The sequence below is a fragment of the Pseudoalteromonas sp. L23 genome, from assembly GCF_021728455.1.
In the GTDB taxonomy this organism is placed as follows: domain Bacteria; phylum Pseudomonadota; class Gammaproteobacteria; order Enterobacterales; family Alteromonadaceae; genus Pseudoalteromonas.
This window is the reverse complement of the sequence record NZ_JAKKCW010000010.1, coordinates 155,696-173,287: the sequence shown is the minus strand read 5'-3', so window position 1 is coordinate 173,287 and position 17,592 is coordinate 155,696. Positions and strand designations below refer to the sequence as shown.

The following is a 17,592-nucleotide window of genomic DNA, read 5'->3' as shown; positions in this document are numbered from 1 at the left end:
GCTTATACCTAAAGGCACAATCATGACAGTAGAATCGGTGTTACCTCAAATATATCTAGATGCTAATGCAACAACCCCTGTATTAGAGCAAGCAGCAGACGCAGCATTGGTTACCATGAAAACCATGTTTGGTAACCCGAGCAGCAGCCACATTACAGGCCTACAGGCTAAGCAACTGATGGAACAAACTCGCCAAAAAGCACGTGCGGTGCTGGGTTCTGGTCATGGTCGAGTGATTTTCACCAGTGGCGCAACCGAGGGCATCCAAACCGGCATACTATCAGCCCTTTGTGAAGCAAAAAAGAAGATACAGCCAAACAAAAAATATACACTACTTTACGGGGCAACTGAACACAAAGCAGTACCAGAGTCACTTAAACATTGGAATCAAATTTTAGAAATTAATGCCGATGTCAAAGCCATTCCGGTTGATGGTGCAGGCAATCTGGATTTAGCGTTTATCGCAAATGAAGTACCTAATGCGCTAATGATTTGCACTATGGCTGTCAATAATGAAACCGGTGTATATCAAGACCTGAACCAATTAGAAAACGTAATAAGAAAGCATAATTCAAATATTTTTTGGATGGTTGACTGTGTTCAGGCGCTGGGTAAACGCAATTTAAACCTAGCGAGAACAACTATTGACTACGCACCTTTTAGCGGTCATAAGCTCTATGCACCAAAAGGCATCGGTTTTGTTTATATTCGAGAAACCGCGCCGTTTACGCCATTTATTGCTGGCGGTGGTCAAGAGAGCGGTTTACGCTCAGGGACAGAAAACTTACCTGGCCTTGCCGCGCTGAATGTGATTTTTGATGAACTGCTAAAAGAAAATGACAGCCAATTTGCAAGCGTAGATAAACTACACGATTTTCGAAATCAACTAGCACAAACGCTCAAAGATGCGTTCCCGACTATTGTATTTAATAATCACTTCAGTAATAGCGTTCCGACTACACTAAACTTTGCAATTCCGGGATTTAGCTCAAAAGAAATCATGGATTTGTTTGACGCAGCAAACATCCGTGTCAGCTCGGGCTCAGCGTGCAGTTCAAAGGTAACGCGCAGTTTTGTGCTAGATGCCATGGGACTCCCTGCATGGCAAAGCGAATCGGCTATTCGACTGTCTTTTGGCCCTGCCACAACCCAAACTGAAATAGACGCGGCGTGTGAGCGCATTCTCCATTGTGCTCAGGCACTCGGTCACAGTTGTCTCATGCAAGCGGCGAATGGCGTTAACAATAAAGAAGCGCTTGACGGCCTAGTACAATTTAAAGTGGGTGGTGCATGCTGTTGGTTGTTTGCTGATAAGCAGTCAAAAACGGCGATTATTATCGATCCACTTCCTGAGCTGGTAGAACGTCTTAATACGATATTAGAATGCCAGCAGCTAACACTGCTCGCTGCGCTTGATACACATGGGCACGCCGATCACGAATCGAGTCGAACCACACTGAATTTACCAAAACAAACATGCGACCATTTAGGCTGGCCAACTCAAACTACACAAATTGACTATAAAGGCCAGTCACTTGAAGCGCTAGCTATTGGTCATTTCCGTCTTGCAAAACTAACCACCCCAGGACATACGGAAGATAGCGTCACCTTTATGCTATTGGAGCAACAACAAGATAAGTACGCCATCAGATACGTTTTTTGTGGTGACCTAATCCTGATGGGGGCATTAGGTAGAACCAACTTCTCCACCAGCTCACCAAAAGCGATGCTGAATAGCATTCAGTTACTTGCTCAGCTCATCGACACAGATACCTTGTTATGCCCAAGTCACGACTACAACAATGAGTTTGCAACCACCCTAGCGGCAGAGTGTAGTCGAAATTTACTATTAAATAGTGTGCTTCAACATGACATTGCGGTTGATGTATTTGTTGAGAAAAAGGCGCAAATAGACAAAAACATTGTTGATGAGGCTGGCAGTGAGATCATGTGTGGCGCAACGGTTTGCAATAAAAACCAATTTGAATTGCACGAGTACAACGCAACAGAGCTCAATGCTCACATCGCTAACAACGAAGGTGTGCTGTTAATTGATATACGTGAACCGCATGAATATGCTCTAAATCACAACAGAGCGTTTGATCAAAATGTGCCACTAACCCGCCTTACTGACTTTATTTGCAAACAAAGCCAAGACAAGACGAAAGAGTTGGTGTTGGTGTGTCGCAGCGGCAGTAGATCACAAGTTGCAGCACAGGCGCTAGCACGACTCGGCTTTAATAATATCGGACATTTAAAAGGAGGGTATGCACTCATCCCATCAGCATAACCTTCACTGTTTCCTTTCTAAAGCCCCTACGGCGCTCGCTATGGGGCTTTTTTGATCTCACTTTTCATCACTACCGTATGAATACTAAAAATGACTAATACCAATTGGCTTAATTAAGTGATCTATTTTGAGGCGAGAAAATCTTGTCGATAACCCCGCTACCGCGTCCTGCTATCGCCAAGGTACCTACATCCGTGTAGGCAAGACGAAAATTTTGCTATTTAACCTGAGGTTTGGATAAGGAATGTTCCAACTCATTGTTGCTAAAGCACAACTTAGTTTTTTCCTTGTCTAGCCAGAGAGTTTTAGGGAAAACACCGCTTCCGCGTCCTGCTCTCGCTAAGGTACCTACATCCTGTAGGCAAGGCGAATTTACGCACCAATAGCTGGCTATTGGAAGTGAATTCAACGCAGTTAGCGCTAAAACTGGCTGCTAGAAAGGCATTAATTATCCGCAGCTCAGGTTATTTAGTTGTTCTAAATGAGAAATTTTTAACTCAGTTAGCGTCAGATTGGCTCCTTCAAATTGAGCAAGTATTAAGACTAATTGGTATCAACCCTAAATGGCTCATAAGAAAGTAAACCTACCTTATAAAGTATGCCCTATTTGCAAACGCCCGTTTTATTGGCGGAAAAAATGGCAAAGAGATTGGGAAAACGTTAAATACTGCTCAAAGCGCTGTGCTGCTGAGCGCCGCTTAAGTATAGGGCACAACAATTAACAAAACGTGGCGAATGTTGTAACTAGAATAATGCTTTGTAATATTTGCAAATTACAGAACAATAATATTGATAATCACTCTCATCTACAATATCATTTGCGCAAACTTAGATCATAGGGATTAATCATGCGCTCATTTAAATACAAATATCCAAGCCTTATTGCCAGCGTTGCACTGGCATTGTCTTGCTCTGCGATTGCACAAGAGCAAACAAAACAAGATAAAGACGACATTGAAATCATCGAAGTTAGCCCAAGAGGACTAATTTCATACGTTAGCGCTACTGCATCAAAAACAGCAGTTCCAATCGTCAAAACACCTGTTTCGGTTTCTGTATTAACAGCACAACGTATTTCTGATTTAGGCGCAGAAACGCTGCAAGATGCGATTGGGTATGTTGCAGGTGTTTATAATGGGCCATATGGTGTTGATACTCGAGGCGACTGGTCTAAAATTCGTGGCGTCGACCCCTTACTCTATGTTGACGGCCTGCAAAAATTGTTTGGCAATTACAACAATACCCGTACTAACCCTTATGCACTTGAAAGCGTAGAGATCTTAAAAGGTCCTTCATCCGTGCTTTACGGACAGGGGTCTACAGGTGGTATCGTCAACGCAGTATCAAAATTACCAAAAGCAGACACTGAAGGTGAGATCTGGGCACAAGTGGGCAACTACGACCGTAAGCAACTAGCACTTGATTACAACACCACATTTGGTGAGCAGCAAGAGTATCAAGCACGTGCTGTTGCCATGTATCGAGACAGCGGCACACAGACCGATTATGTTGATGACAACACCCTGATGCTTGCACCAAGCTTTAGCTGGCTTGCTTCAGATGAAACTAAAATTACCTTGCTTGCCAACCTTCAGAGAAATGAATCAGGCTCTTCAACGCAATTCTTCCCGCATGAAGGCACTATTCTACCTGCAAAATATGGCCAAATTCCCAGTGAGCGTTTCGTCAGCGAGCCTGGCTGGGATAAATATGATACTGAGCAACAAGCGATCACCGCTATTGTTGAGCACAGCTTTGATTTAGACACACATATTAAGTTCTCCGGTCGCTACAGCGATAGTTCATCCGAGTACCGTACCATTTATTCTTGGCCACCAAAATTTGAAGCCGACAAACGCACTGTTAAGCGTATCGCCAGCCTCACCGACTCAAGTGCACGTAGTGTGACGATGGATCTTCAATTCCATAAATATTTGGAACTGGATGCGGTTAAACTCACTATGGTATCAGGTGTTGATTACCAAAATGCGGATACAGATTCTGATCGCGGCCGTGGCGTTGCAGCTCCACTCGACTTGTATAACCCAGTGTATGGACAAAGTACAGCGTTACCAACAGCAGTTGTCGATAACCCTGAAAACACGTTAAACAATAAACAGCTTGGTGCTTATGCTCAAGTTACTGCTGAAGTGAATAGCTGGGTACTCAATGCGGCACTTCGCTATGATGATGTTTCAAATCAGGTGCAAACGGCAGGTGCAATCAAAAATAGTCAGAATGCCACAACAGGTCGGATCGGTTTGCTTTACCAATTTGAGAATGGCATAGCGCCCTATGCTAGCTATTCAGAATCGTTTAAGGCTGTATTTGGACAAAAACCACAAGGTGGCGCATATAAACCGCTAGAGGGTGAACAAATTGAACTCGGCTTAAAATATCAACCAACGGGTACCGAACACCTTATCACGGCATCTATATTTGAAATTAAAGACAAAAATCAAATACGGAAAGTTTCCCCCGAATTTGAAGTACAAGACGGTGAAATCGCGGTCAAAGGGTTAGAGCTTGAGGCCCAACTTGAGTGGCAGCACCTTGATATCTATGCAGCATATTCTTATTTAGATACGGAACAAGACGTTTCTCCGCTGTCACCTACAGAGCTCTATGTAGCACAAGATTTGGTTACGCTCATCACAGATGATACTCAGCTCTCAGCAACACCTAAGCACTTAGCTTCAATTTGGGCGACGTACCGCGCAGATGAATGGCTTCCAGGGCTAAAATTTGGCGCGGGTATTCGACATGTAGGAAAAACCTATGATGGCAGTCGCACAGTTGAATTAAACGGCCAAACACTACATCAGCAATTAGTGACTGATAACTTTAACCTTATTGATATGATGATTGGCTATGACATTGAACAATATCAATTCAGTTTACAAGTCGATAATGTCACCGATAAAACGGTTATTACCAGCTGTTTGTTCCGTGGCGATTGTTTCTATGGACAACGTAGAACTATCAGCGCTAACGTGAAATACAAGTTTTAACGGCTAAATTATAAGAACTAAATCGCCCTAGAACCGAGACCAATGTTCATAGGGCGATGACTTAAAACTGATAGCTAACAATAAAACTACCATCAGCACGCTTTTTATGAGACTCGCCGCTTTCGCCATAACCAGCCACCAGCTTCACACTCCATCCAGACTGATTTATACCCGAGAAGTGATAGCTATAACTTAAACCTGCGCCATTGGTGGTTTCATCATCAAGTAAATCGATAATTGGCTCAAAAATACCACATGTAATATCATCATCTTCACATGCAGGGCCAGCATCTCGTGCCCCCAAAGCCCCTAACACCACGCCTATTGCATGTTTGTTATTATCAGACACCGCTTTCTCATAGCCTATAGAAAATCCATCATCTAAACCGATAAGGTAATTTCCGTACCACCGACTATTACTATCGGCTTGTGGAAGAGAAAGTTCGATTTGACCAAAAAATGGATAGCCAGTACCAACAGAAAAATCGACCGAATTGGCAATGCTTGCGGTGCTGATTAGCAAAGCAGAAATACCAAACGTAGCCTTTATCAACGAAAAGAGCATTGAATTTTCCTTATATAACTTTCGCACAAAACTAGCAGTAAACGTTCCCAAATAGAATACGTTAAATGTAACGAAATATAATACCTATCACATCAACAAATTGGTGAGTTCTGTTATTAGCTCATCCACATCGGCGCGGCTCACTCCCATATGCGTCACAAATCGCATGCCTTGATATCCTGGAGTGATATTGATGCCCTTTGCCTTTAACTGCTTTGCTATAGTAAAAAGATCAATGCCAGCTTCCACTTCAGCGAAGATAATATTCGTCTGTACTAAGTGCTTGCATGGCTTAAACCCAGGCAGTTGCTCAAGTTTATCAGCTAAATATTGCGCGTTTTGATGATCTTCCTCGAGACGCTCTACATTATGTTGCAAAGCATAAAGACCAGCCGCCGCGAGCATGCCCGCCTGACGCATACCACCTCCAAGCATTTTTCTAAGCCTTCTCGCCTTTTCTATCAATGCTTTATCACCAAGCAATAAAGAGCCAATCGGCGCGCCAAGTCCTTTAGATAAGCAAATAGTAAATGAATCAAAATGCTTTACAATTTCTGTGATATCAACCTTTAACGCGACTGCAGCGTTATAGACTCTTGCACCGTCAAGATGGAGCTTTAAGCCATGCTCGTCACACAGCGCTCTGGCTTGTGCGATATATTCTAGACTTAAAACCTTGCCACCAATGGTGTTTTCTAAACTAAGCAGCTTAGTTTTCGCAAAATGAAAATCATCAGGTTTAATCGCTTGCTTAATTCTTTCTAAGCAAATACTGCCATCAGCCTCGTTTTCCAATGGTTGCGGCTGAATAGAGCCAAGCACAGCCGCTCCACCCGCCTCAAATTTATAATTATGCGCCTGTTGGCCACAAAGATATTCATCCCCTCTTTCACAATGGCTCATCAGTGCAAGCAGGTTTGCTTGCGTGCCTGAGCTGGTAAACAGCGCAGCTTCAAAACCATGACGCTCAGCCGCAAACTGTTCAAGTGCATTCACTGTCGGATCATCACCATAAACATCGTCACCAAGCGGCGCGTCAAACATGCTTTGTTTCATGGCGGGGGTCGGTTGCGTAACCGTATCAGATCTAAAATCCATCAATCTTATCCTTGTCAAAATAGGAGCACACAGCATAATACCAATTGAATTAATTCTCTAATCAATTTGAAGGGTGAAATAGCATATTAGCTTCGTTAAAAATTTCTCATTTAGAACAACTAAATATCAAAATTTTTGCCTTGCTACTAAAGCTATTTCCCCGCTTCAAGATAGATCATTTACTTAATACAACTGGTATAACTGAAAAACGCGGATTGAAGTAAAAAACAAGATGAAAAAGGGAGTTGTTCACTCCCTTCAAGATCCGTTACTTTTGCAGTGTTTACTGCAACCCGGGCCAAGTACCGTTATCAATGGCTTTAGGATAACCCGCATCCACTTTGTCAAAAGTAATGCTATATCTTAGATAGCGACCGTCAGCTAAGAAGAAATAGGCACGCGTATCGTTCCACTTTAATGCTGCATTTATCTTTGTCGCATAGGCACCAAGTCCCGGCCAAGTATTATCGTTGACAGCTTTGGGATACCCACTGTCCACTCGGTCATCTCCCAAGTCATAGCGTAAGTATTGACCATCATCTAGGAAGAAATACACCTTATCGGACGTCCAACGAAGGGTTGCGGTTATTTTATTTGCGTAGGCAGCAAGCCCCGGCCAAGTATTGTTATCAATTGTCTTAGGGTAACCTGCTCGTACCTTATCGTTCTGTACGTCATAGCTTAGGTATTGACCATCCGATAGGAAGTAGTACACAGTACCACTGTCTTTATAAAAACTTGCACGAATTTGTTCTGCATAATCGCCAAGTCCCGGCCAGTTGCCATTAGTCACCGATACCGGATAGCCATCATCCGTTTTATCTAACACAGTATCGTAACGCCAGTAGCGTGCATCTTCAGAGAAAAAGTAGCTTTTAGTATTGTGCCACTGATGCGCCGCACTGAGTTTCAGCTCGGTAACTCGATAACCAACATGCACACCCTGTTGCTCAAAGCTATAGTTATTGATGCCAGATACGGGCTGCGGGTCTTGCCACTGGGCAACACCCGCAGGCAATGTCTCAATCAATTGATTATTTCGATAAACACGCGTTTGTGCATTCGCACCATTTAGCCACGTAAATAGTTTATTGCCATAATTGAGTTTACGAATTCCTAAGTCACCATACATTGGCGTGCTTTCAAAACCCGCTTGCACATTTGTTTCAATGCCCATGTAAGATAAAATGGTCGGTACAATCGCTGTTTGTGCCGGATAGCCATATAAACCAGAGAAATCGGTATTAGCAGGATTAACATCTTTTGAGCTAAATTCTTTATTCAACACTTTGTTAGTGGCCATAAAGATGGTTTTTTCCGGCTCGGTTTGCTCACCGTGATGACAGCCAACAACCGGTGTACGGCCATGATCAGTGGTGACCATCACCAACCAGTTCTCACCGCTTTGCTCTCTTGCTTCAACCGCGTCGAGCAGTTTACCCAGTCGCTTGTCCGCATCTTCTACCGATTTATTGTAGGCAGAACCAAAGCATAAGCTGTGGCCCACAGCGTCCGGTTCATCTAAATGTAAAAAGACAAAATCTGGTGAGCCGCTGTTTAAGGTAGCCAGCGCTTTATTTAAATTATCGTCGTCGCTGCCTCCCTCCGATCTCCTGTCCATCAAGGCAACATCGTCACTGAAGAATTGCGTATGAATAGGTCCCCAAGTACTAAAACTTGAGATATCGGCGTTAGCATCATGTTCTGCGATGTAACGATAAAGACTGGGATAGGCTTTGTTTGCTAGGCCTGAGTCGTTGCTCGGCACTTGATGCTTATTCACCCAAACCCCAGTTAAAATTGTCGCCCAACCTGGGCCACTTTTGGTTTTTTGCTGTGTTTGTGTTTTTGCGATCCCGCCAGTGTAAGCTTGAGTTAGATATAGGCGATCAAAATTCGGTGTATTATTGGCACCAATTTTTTCGTATTGCAGGCCATCGATACCAATAAGCAATACTTTGTTTTCAAATGCATCTGCACTTGCGGTAAATGAAAGTGCAAGTAATACACTGCTAAGCACGGGTAATTTCATTATCTTTCCTTTAAATGTGAATTTCTGGACTAGTCCAAGAAAGATAATAAATCCCAAACATGAAAAATCGTTTACAAAAAAATTACATGAAAAAATATTTTATCGCGGGTTTTGCTAACTAACCTGAGGTTTGGATAAGGAATGTTCCAACTCATTGTTGCTAAAGCACAACTTAGTTTTCTCCTTATCTAGTCAGAGAGTTTTAGGGAAAACACCGCTTCCGCGTCCTGCTCTCGCTAAGGTACCTACATCCTGTAGGCAAGGCGAATTTACGCACCAATAGCTGGCTATTGGAAGTGAATTCAACGCAGTTAGCGCTAAAACTGGCTGCTAGAAAGGCATTAATTATCCGCAGCTCAGGTTAACTAGGTTTCGGTTCCAAACTTTCGCTTAGCTGCTCCAAGCTCTTACCTTTGGTTTCTTCCACAAACAAAAATACCAGCGCAAACGAAAGCAATGAAAACAGGCTGTACAATAAAAAGGTGGTGCTTGCCCCTAAATACTCAAGCTCCCACGGAAACACTAGTTGTACAGTAAAACTGGCGGCATTATTAATCACACCGACAACGGAAATCGCAACGGCTCGAATTGCATTTGGAAATATCTCCGAAAACATTACCCACATGACTGGCCCCAGCGACATCGCGAACGACGCGACAAAAAGGGAAATCCCAAGCAGAACCAGTTTTGCTGGCATATTAATACTGTGTGCGAAAATCACTGACTTGTATTGCCGGTACTCATCTGCAGTTAAACGCTGTTTTATCGCGTCATTAAATGCAACGTCGGAGGTGAAAGTCTGGCCTAATATTGGTGCTAATGCATGCACAGGAAAATCGGCAACTTCTGTCTTAATTTCAGCAATATGTGCTGTATTTAGCTGATAAGTTGCTTGTTTAAAGCCCCAGCTACACAGCGCCATACTAAAGCAGATGCCCGTTAACCCGATGAGTAACAATGGCCGCCGTCCGAGTTTATCTATGGTCAATAGCGCAACGATGGTAAAAACCACATTGATCAGACCAATCCAAATCGCTTGCATAAATGCAGCATCAGTACCAATACCGCTTTGCTCAAAAATGGTCGGGGCATAAAAAAACACCACATTAATCCCGGTGACTTGCTGCGCGATGGCAAGCACAACCCCTACCATCAAAGGGACACGAAGTCGCTTACTAAACAAACTGCCCATTTTGCGCGCAAGCGACAAACTACTCAGTTGCAGTTTAGGTAACGCCGCTTGAATAGCATCAAGTTGCTGTTGTGCATTGTTGCTACCAAATAATCGCGTTAATGTGCGTTTAGCCTCTAGCTGCTGATCTTTCATCAATAACCACCGAGGGCTTCGTGGCAATAACAGTAACGACAAAATCCACGCCAGTGCTGGCAGCGCCTCAACACCAAGCATCCAACGCCATGTTTGAGTATCTATTTGCCAACCAGACACCCACATTGCTTCGCTATGACTGAGCTGAAGTAAGAAATAGTTAGTGAAATAGGAGATAAATAGGCCAACGACTATATTGAGCTGATTAACCGATACTAAACGCCCGCGCTGATCCGCTAAGCTGATCTCAGCAATATACATGGGCGCCACCATCAAAGAACAAAATGCCATTCCACCAATGAAACGCGCAATCACCAATGCTTCAAACGAAGTTGCGAAAGCCGAGCCAATCGCGGAGACAAAATACAAACACGCGGTCATCAGCAATGTTTGCTTACGGCCAATAGCGTCTGCCACCGGTCCTGCAATAAGTGTTGCGACCAACCCTCCTAAGGTAGGTGCACTCACGACTATCCCTTGCTGCCATGGGGTGAGCTTAAAGGCCTCACTGATAAAGCCAATTGCACCCGAAATCACCGACGCATCAAAGCCAAAAATAAACCCGCCTAACGATACAATTAAGGTGTACTTTAATGCATTGGATATCGACAAGCTGGTCATCGCTTATTACTCTGCTTTTACGGCGATAGAATCGCGCAAGATTAAGGTTGGTGGGTAGAGATTTTCTACATCGGGTTGGTGCTTCTCTTTATACACATACTTAAGTACCCAACGCGCCGCCGCATTGCCCATTTTACGAATGGGGTTATCTATGGTGGTGAGTTTTGGATAAAGATATTTGGTAAATAACACATCGTCAAAGCCTACAACGGAAAGCGCTGATGGGACATCAAGTCCAGCTTCTCTGGCCGCAGTCATCGCACCTGATGCCATCTCATCGTTTGCGCAAACCAAGGCACTAAAGCGCTGCCCTGTTTGCATTAAATGATTAAATCCCGCGATGCCATCGGTTTCATGATAACCGCCTTCAAATGAGAGCTTAGGATCAAATGACACATTGTATTCAGCTAAGGCTTTTTGATGACCAGCCAAACGCGCTTTGGCGTCAAGCTTAAATAACGGTCCACTGATATACGCGATATCTCGATGTCCGCGCTGCAATAGCGCCTCAGTCGCTAAGTATCCACCCAGTTCGTTATCAGTATAAAAGCAGCGCTCTGCCAACTCTGGAATGTGGCGGTTCACTAGCACCAGTTCTACATCTCGTCCCGCAAGCTCAATGAGATATTCATCACTGACTGCTTCTGCATGCACAATTAAGGCATCGCAGCGCCTATCCAATAAAAATTCGATGGCTTGTTGTTCCTTTTCTTCATCACTGTGGCCCGCAGCAATAATGGCATGTTTACCCGCCGTTCTTAGCGTACTCTCTATGGTGCTCATCATGTCACCAAAGAAAGAGCCGTGTAGCTCAGATACCATAAGCCCCACACTGTTACTGCGGTTAGAAGCCAAAGATTGCGCGATGGCGTTAGGTTTATAACCTAACTCGGACATTGCCGCGAGCACCTTCTCTTTGGTTTTGTCACTCACCTTTGCATTGCCATTCATCACCCGTGACACCGTGGCTAATGATACCCCTGCAGCTTTTGAGACTTCGTAAATCGTTGCCATATCTATTACTTTTATTCCATCAGTTGTATCTGCGCACTATACCAATTTTGGCTAAAAATGCGCATAGTTTTAGACACTTGATTTACGCTCAAACAGCATCGTTTGGTAGGCTTTTGCACTCGCCTTTAAGGTTCTTTGCTGAGTATGATAATCAACGTGCACAATACCAAAGCGTTGCGTATACCCCTCTGCCCATTCGAAATTATCCATTAAACTCCATGCAAAGTAGCCACGAATATCAACGCCCTGCTCCATTGCTTGATTAACCGCGAGCAGGTGAGATTGGAAGTAAGCCAGCCTTTGCACGTCTAATACTTCGCCATTTTCCATTTTGTCGTCAAAGGCAGCACCATTTTCTGTGATATAAAGTGGTGGCAACTGGTACTCAGCATGTAACTCCCGAAGCAATGCACAAAATGAGTCTGGCACGACTTCCCAGCCCATTGTAGTGAGCGTTTCGGCACTAGGCTCAACTTGTTCATACCATCCATTACCATCAGATTGATAAATATTTCGGGTGTAATAGTTCACGCCAAGATAATCAATGGGGGCAGCAATAATCTCTAAATCTCCAGCTAGAATATCTGGTTGTACGTCTTTGGGGAGCTGGGCAAGTAAATCTGGGTACTGCCCTTCAAGAATTGGCTTGATATACCAGTGATTACAGTAATCATCCGCGATTTTTGCCGCTTCCACGTCACAATGCGCTGTAGACACAGGATCCGCATTGGCAAAATTCAACACGACTCCATGGAGGCTATTTGGGCAATGCGCTCTTAACACTTGCATCGCTAAACCATGGGCAAGAAGCAGGTGATGAGCTGCTTGTCGTCCCGCCGCTTGGGAGCGCAAGCCCGGTGCATGAATACCTAATTCATACCCCAAATGTGCACTACAAAATGGTTCATTTAACGTGGTGTACGCATACACTTTATCGCCAAGCGCTTTACATACCACCTCGGTATACCGTGCAAACGCCACAGCCGTTTCTCGATTCAGCCACCCGCCCTTATCCTCAAGCGCTTGTGGTAAGTCCCAGTGATATAGCGTGACAAACACTTTTAAGCCTTTAACAACCAACGCATCGACCAATTGTTGGTAAAATGAAAGTCCAGCATCGTTAACCGTGCCATCATCATTCATTACTCTTGGCCAAGAAATAGAAAGGCGATAGGCGTCAACCCCTAAACTGGTTATGAGTTCAACATCTTGCTGCCATCTGGATAAATGCTCACAGGCAATATCACCGTTACTACTATCCTTTATCGCGCCATCATGTTCACAAAACCTATCCCAAATTGACTCACAACGCCCACGCCGCTCACCTTCGATTTGAAATGACGAAGTCGCAACGCCGAAAATATAGTCTGCCTTCAACATGGCCGAGTGTGTTGGCAGGATAATTTTATTCATGGTTAATCGTTCCAAGTTATGTGTTCACGCCAAGGTACGAGCGTGTTGTGTTAGTCACAGTGCAAGGCAAAAACATTTTTTATTTGAATTCGTGTTCGCTTTCTGCAATCATCATTAAAAATGTAAGCGCTTTCATTTTTATAAATGTAAGCGCTTTACCAAAAAAAATCAACTAGGAGTTTGTCGTGAGCGTACCGTCTCAACCACAGGTTTCAGCAGCAATCGCCACAGGCCATACTGGTCAGTACCGATTTGCTTTGGGGGCCCTCACCTCACTATTTTTTATGTGGGGTTTCATCACTTGCTTGAATGATATTTTAATTCCGTATCTCAAAGGCGCGTTTGAGCTTAATTACACTCAAGCTATGCTGATCCAATTTTGCTTTTTTAGCGCCTATTTTGTTGTTTCGGTGCCAGCTGGCAAATTGGTTGGAAAAATCGGCTATCAAAAAGGCATTGTAACTGGATTACTTACCGCAGGCATCGGCTGTGTGCTTTTTTACCCAGCGGCTGAAAGTGGTATCTACGGCGTGTTTTTATTCGCGCTATTTGTACTAGCGGCAGGGATCACAGTGCTACAAGTTGCTGCTAACCCTTTTGTTAGTGTACTTGGCTCTCCCGAAACCGCCCCTGCACGACTCACCATGACCCAAGCCTTTAACTCTCTCGGTACGACTGTCGCTCCATTTTTTGGCGCCATGCTCATCTTCAGTGAGGGAAGCACAGTTGAGGTAGGTAATGCCAGCGCAACCCAATTGCCTTACTTGATGTTGGCAGCCATGCTCGCGTCATTGGCTTTGATCTTTGCCTTTATCAAACTTCCCCAGCTAAGTAGTACTACTGAGGAAGTCACCACAGGTGAAATCAAGGCATGGCAGCATAAACACTTGGTGCTTGGTGCAATCGGTATTTTCGTTTATGTTGGAGCTGAAGTGGCAATTGGCTCAACGCTCGTTAGCTTCTTACATCAACCGGACATTGGCAACATGACCGAAGCCCAAGCTGCAAAGCTCATCGCATATTATTGGGGTGGAGCCATGATCGGGCGCTTTATTGGCGCGTTAGTCATGCAGAAAATATCGGGTCGAACCGTGCTTGCCTTTAATGCAGCCTGTGCATTTGCATTAGTGCTTATCGCAGTATTTAGCAGCGGTCAGCTCGCCCTTTGGAGCATTTTGGCGGTCGGGCTTTGTAACTCCGTGATGTTCCCGACTATCTTTAGCTTATCGTTGAATGGGCTTGGAAAACAAACAGCACAAGGCTCTGGTATTCTCTGTCTTGCTATTGTCGGCGGTGCAGTTATCCCGCTATTTCAAGGGATGCTAGCAGACGGAATCAATCTGCAGCTATCATTCTTACTGCCTGCTTTATGCTATATCTACATCGCCTACTTTGGATTAAAAGGCGCAACTCCTCAGCGTTTCAAGAGTAATTAAGACATGAAAACGAAAATAACCATGCTAAGTCTTGCAATGGCTATCGCAACCTTAACAGGATGTAGCGAAAGCCCAAATAAAACCAGTGTTGATGCAGCTCGCCAAGTAGAAAACTGGCCAGCGCTGACTCCTGCGATTCAAACCGATAGCAATCTAGAAGAAAGAATTCGGTCGATACTCGCTAAGATGACCCTGGAGCAAAAAGTTGCGCAGATGATCCAACCTGAGATTCGAAATATTACCGTCGCAGAAATGCGAGAGTACGGATTCGGCTCATATCTCAATGGCGGCGGCGCATTTCCTTACTACAACAAACATGCAACGCCTGCAGATTGGGTTAAACTTGCCGAAGCGCTTTATCAGGCATCGATTGACGATAGCCTAGATGGCAGCGCTATTCCTACCATGTGGGGAACGGATGCGGTTCATGGCCACAATAACGTCATTGGCGCTACGCTATTTCCACATAACATTGGCCTTGGCGCGGCAAATAACCCCGATCTCATCGAGAAAATCGCCCACATTACCGCAAAAGAAGTGTTAGCCACCGGAATTGATTGGATCTTTGCCCCGACGGTCGCGGTGGTGCGTGATGATCGCTGGGGACGCACCTATGAAGGATACTCGGAGCATCCCGACATCGTAAAAGCGTATTCCAGCGCTATTGTTAAAGGCTTACAGGGCGATCCTAAGGCGGACTTTCTTGGTAAGAACCGCGTGATCAGCACGGTAAAGCATTTTGTCGGCGATGGTGGCACAGTTGATGGTGACGACCAAGGCGACAACATCGCCTCTGAAAAAGCATTAATTGCACTTCACGCTCAAGGCTACGTAGGCGGACTTGAAGCCGGAGCACAATCGGTGATGGCGTCGTTTAACAGTTGGCATAGCGAAAAAGTGCATGGCAGTCATTATTTGCTTACCCAAGTGCTCAAAGAGCGAATGAATTTTGATGGTTTTGTGGTGAGCGATTGGAATGGTCACGGCCAAATAAAAGGCTGTACGAACGACAGCTGCGCAGAGGCCATTAATGCCGGCATTGATATTGTCATGGCCCCGAACGACTGGAAAGCCTTGTACAACAATACGCTAGCGCAAGCAAAAAGCGGCGCTATCGCGCAGTCTCGCATTGATGATGCAGTAAGTCGTATTTTAAGAGTTAAACTCCGTGCGGGACTTTTTGAAAAACCAAGTCCTGCAAATCGTCCATTGGCTGGCAACTCAGAAATCATTGGCGCAGAGTCACACCGTAAAGTTGCGCGCCAAGCCGTACGTGAGTCACTGGTTTTACTCAAAAACAAAGATCAGCTATTACCACTTAAACCAAACCAACATATTTTGTTAGCAGGCGATGGTGCCGACAATATCGGCAAACAATCCGGCGGATGGAGTATTACTTGGCAAGGTACCAACAACACCAATGCCGACTTCCCGGGCGCTACTTCTATTTATGATGGTATAAAGCAGCAAGCAGAAGCGGCTGGTGGCACCGTCACATTAAATACTCGCGGTGATTTTGAAGATAAGCCTGACGTTGCCATTGTGGTATTTGGCGAAGATCCCTATGCAGAAGGCCACGGTGATAGAGCAACACTTGAATACAAGCCGTCTGATAAATCTGATCTCGCATTACTCAAACGTTTTAAACAAGCAGGAATTCCTACAGTGGCGGTGTTTATCAGTGGTCGCCCAATGTGGGTAAACCCTGAACTCAACGCATCCGATGCATTTGTGGCAGCATGGTTACCGGGGTCTGAAGGAATTGGTATCAGCGACGTATTACTGGCCGACAAAAACGGCCAAGTTCAGTATGATTTTACTGGCAAGCTTAGCTACTCTTGGCCAAAAACGCCGACACAAATCGTAAATTACCAAGATGAAAATTACGACCCGCTTTTACCTTATGGTTTTGGCTTACGTTATTCAGACCAAAATGTATTAGCAGATAATTTACCAGAGCAAATACAAACTCAGGCAAATCTCGCCAGCGGTGTAGACTTGCTGGTAAGATCAATCAATAAACCTTGGCAAGGCCATCTATATAGCAGTGCCGAAAATCAACTGATAAATGCCAACACCCATAAGCTTGGTGGTATTAGCTACCGCACAACGGACAGAGAAGTACAAGAAGATGCCATTCAGCTACTTTTTGACGGTAGTCGACGCAGCGGCTTTAGACTCGCCAGTGAAAGCTACTTTAGGGAAGACATAAGCCCAAGTATTCCAATCGACAGCGCCCTTACTTTTAAAGTACAAGTTGATGCTGCGCCAGATAAACCGGTTTGGGTAGCGATGAGCTGTGAAGGCGAAGCGGACGCAAACGGCTCATGCACCGCAAAAGTCGATATTGCTAAGCAACTTCAAGCTATGCCTTTAGCCAAATGGCAATCACTAAGCATTGACCTCAATTGCTTTACAGCCCAAGGGATGGACTTCACTAAAACCGTTGTCCCTTTCGAGCTTTCAACCGCTGGAATACTAGAGGTAACGCTGTCTGAGATACAGATCTCTTCAGAAGCATCACCGACACTAAGCTGCAATTAGTCCCCTTAACACGATGTGGGCACGAGGCTGTGTTCACATCGTTTTTTAGTGTCTAATGAAGCAACTTTAATTTGGACTAGAATTTAAGAGATCTAAGGTAAGCCAATTGTCTGATGCGCTCGTTTATTCTTTTTACAGGGCACAAACAAGCGATTTAAAAAGTCACACCAAGAGCACACTTGCCCTCACCTGCTCAATTTAATACTCTACTTTATGAGCTAAATGAGCTAATACCAAGGAA

Annotated in this window: 11 protein-coding genes; 5 read left to right on the top strand and 6 right to left on the bottom strand. The window is 44.6% G+C overall.

All coding sequences use genetic code 11. From position 1 onward, the window contains the following. The first annotated feature begins 22 nt into the window (after nt 1-22). The 3 genes from L3V43_RS16745 to L3V43_RS16735 all read left to right on the top strand — a co-directional run bounded on the left by L3V43_RS16745 (nt 23) and on the right by L3V43_RS16735 (nt 5,301). Nucleotides 23-2,290: an aminotransferase class V-fold PLP-dependent enzyme gene (locus L3V43_RS16745; RefSeq protein ID WP_237116964.1), complete on the top strand. Its 2,268-nt coding sequence runs from the start codon at nt 23-25 to the stop codon at nt 2,288-2,290. Between the two features lie 563 nt (nt 2,291-2,853). Continuing rightward, nucleotides 2,854-3,012, top strand: a complete 159-nt coding sequence (locus tag L3V43_RS16740) for a DUF2256 domain-containing protein (RefSeq protein WP_102058576.1) — start codon at nt 2,854-2,856, stop codon at nt 3,010-3,012. 126 nt (nt 3,013-3,138) lie between these two features. Then, nucleotides 3,139-5,301 carry a TonB-dependent siderophore receptor gene (locus L3V43_RS16735; RefSeq protein ID WP_237116965.1) on the top strand — a complete coding sequence of 721 codons (2,163 nt, stop codon included), beginning with the start codon at nt 3,139-3,141 and terminating at the stop codon, nt 5,299-5,301. 61 nt (nt 5,302-5,362) lie between these two features. Here L3V43_RS16735 and L3V43_RS16730 read toward each other — a convergent pair whose 3' ends face one another. From L3V43_RS16730 to L3V43_RS16705, 6 genes are all read right to left on the bottom strand, one after another. Beyond that, complete coding sequence (locus L3V43_RS16730) at nt 5,363-5,866, bottom strand: hypothetical protein (RefSeq protein WP_010607492.1); 504 nt, start codon at nt 5,864-5,866, stop codon at nt 5,363-5,365. 87 nt (nt 5,867-5,953) lie between these two features. Further along, on the bottom strand, nt 5,954-6,964 hold the full coding sequence (gene ltaE, locus L3V43_RS16725; protein ID WP_010607491.1) for a low-specificity L-threonine aldolase: 1,011 nt from the start codon (nt 6,962-6,964) through the stop codon (nt 5,954-5,956). Between the two features lie 283 nt (nt 6,965-7,247). Continuing rightward, a complete protein-coding gene (locus L3V43_RS16720; protein ID WP_237116966.1) occupies nt 7,248-8,996 on the bottom strand; it encodes a hemopexin repeat-containing protein in 1,749 nt (582 codons plus the stop codon). A 361-nt stretch (nt 8,997-9,357) separates the two neighbouring features. Further along, nucleotides 9,358-10,944, bottom strand: a complete 1,587-nt coding sequence (locus tag L3V43_RS16715; RefSeq protein ID WP_237116967.1) for a sugar porter family MFS transporter — start codon at nt 10,942-10,944, stop codon at nt 9,358-9,360. Nucleotides 10,945-10,950: 6 nt separating this feature from the next. Continuing rightward, complete coding sequence (locus L3V43_RS16710) at nt 10,951-11,958, bottom strand: LacI family DNA-binding transcriptional regulator (protein ID WP_010607488.1); 1,008 nt, start codon at nt 11,956-11,958, stop codon at nt 10,951-10,953. Nucleotides 11,959-12,027: 69 nt separating this feature from the next. Further along, entirely contained in the window at nt 12,028-13,371 is a 1,344-nt protein-coding gene (locus L3V43_RS16705; protein WP_235367849.1) for a GH1 family beta-glucosidase, read from the bottom strand. 185 nt (nt 13,372-13,556) lie between these two features. Here L3V43_RS16705 and L3V43_RS16700 point away from each other — a divergent pair, with 185 nt between their 5' ends. Together L3V43_RS16700 and L3V43_RS16695 are read left to right on the top strand one after the other, a co-directional pair. Beyond that, nucleotides 13,557-14,807 carry a sugar MFS transporter gene (locus L3V43_RS16700; RefSeq protein ID WP_237116968.1) on the top strand — a complete coding sequence of 417 codons (1,251 nt, stop codon included), beginning with the start codon at nt 13,557-13,559 and terminating at the stop codon, nt 14,805-14,807. Between the two features lie 3 nt (nt 14,808-14,810). Further along, the gene (locus L3V43_RS16695; RefSeq protein WP_237116969.1) at nt 14,811-17,351 is read left to right on the top strand and encodes an exo 1,3/1,4-beta-D-glucan glucohydrolase; all 2,541 of its coding nucleotides are present in this window, start codon (nt 14,811-14,813) and stop codon (nt 17,349-17,351) included. Nucleotides 17,352-17,592 lie beyond the last annotated feature (241 nt).

What these genes read in the sequence shown, in the direction of transcription:
- L3V43_RS16745 (WP_237116964.1), top strand. Translation starts at nt 23, where the DNA reads ATGACAGTAGAATCGGTGTTACCTCAAATATATCTAGATGCTAATGCA.
- L3V43_RS16740 (WP_102058576.1), top strand. Translation starts at nt 2,854, where the DNA reads ATGGCTCATAAGAAAGTAAACCTACCTTATAAAGTATGCCCTATTTGC.
- L3V43_RS16735 (WP_237116965.1), top strand. Translation starts at nt 3,139, where the DNA reads ATGCGCTCATTTAAATACAAATATCCAAGCCTTATTGCCAGCGTTGCA.
- L3V43_RS16730 (WP_010607492.1), bottom strand. Translation starts at nt 5,866, where the DNA reads ATGCTCTTTTCGTTGATAAAGGCTACGTTTGGTATTTCTGCTTTGCTA.
- ltaE (WP_010607491.1), bottom strand. Translation starts at nt 6,964, where the DNA reads ATGGATTTTAGATCTGATACGGTTACGCAACCGACCCCCGCCATGAAA.
- L3V43_RS16720 (WP_237116966.1), bottom strand. Translation starts at nt 8,996, where the DNA reads ATGAAATTACCCGTGCTTAGCAGTGTATTACTTGCACTTTCATTTACC.
- L3V43_RS16715 (WP_237116967.1), bottom strand. Translation starts at nt 10,944, where the DNA reads ATGACCAGCTTGTCGATATCCAATGCATTAAAGTACACCTTAATTGTA.
- L3V43_RS16710 (WP_010607488.1), bottom strand. Translation starts at nt 11,958, where the DNA reads ATGGCAACGATTTACGAAGTCTCAAAAGCTGCAGGGGTATCATTAGCC.
- L3V43_RS16705 (WP_235367849.1), bottom strand. Translation starts at nt 13,371, where the DNA reads ATGAATAAAATTATCCTGCCAACACACTCGGCCATGTTGAAGGCAGAC.
- L3V43_RS16695 (WP_237116969.1), top strand. Translation starts at nt 14,811, where the DNA reads ATGAAAACGAAAATAACCATGCTAAGTCTTGCAATGGCTATCGCAACC.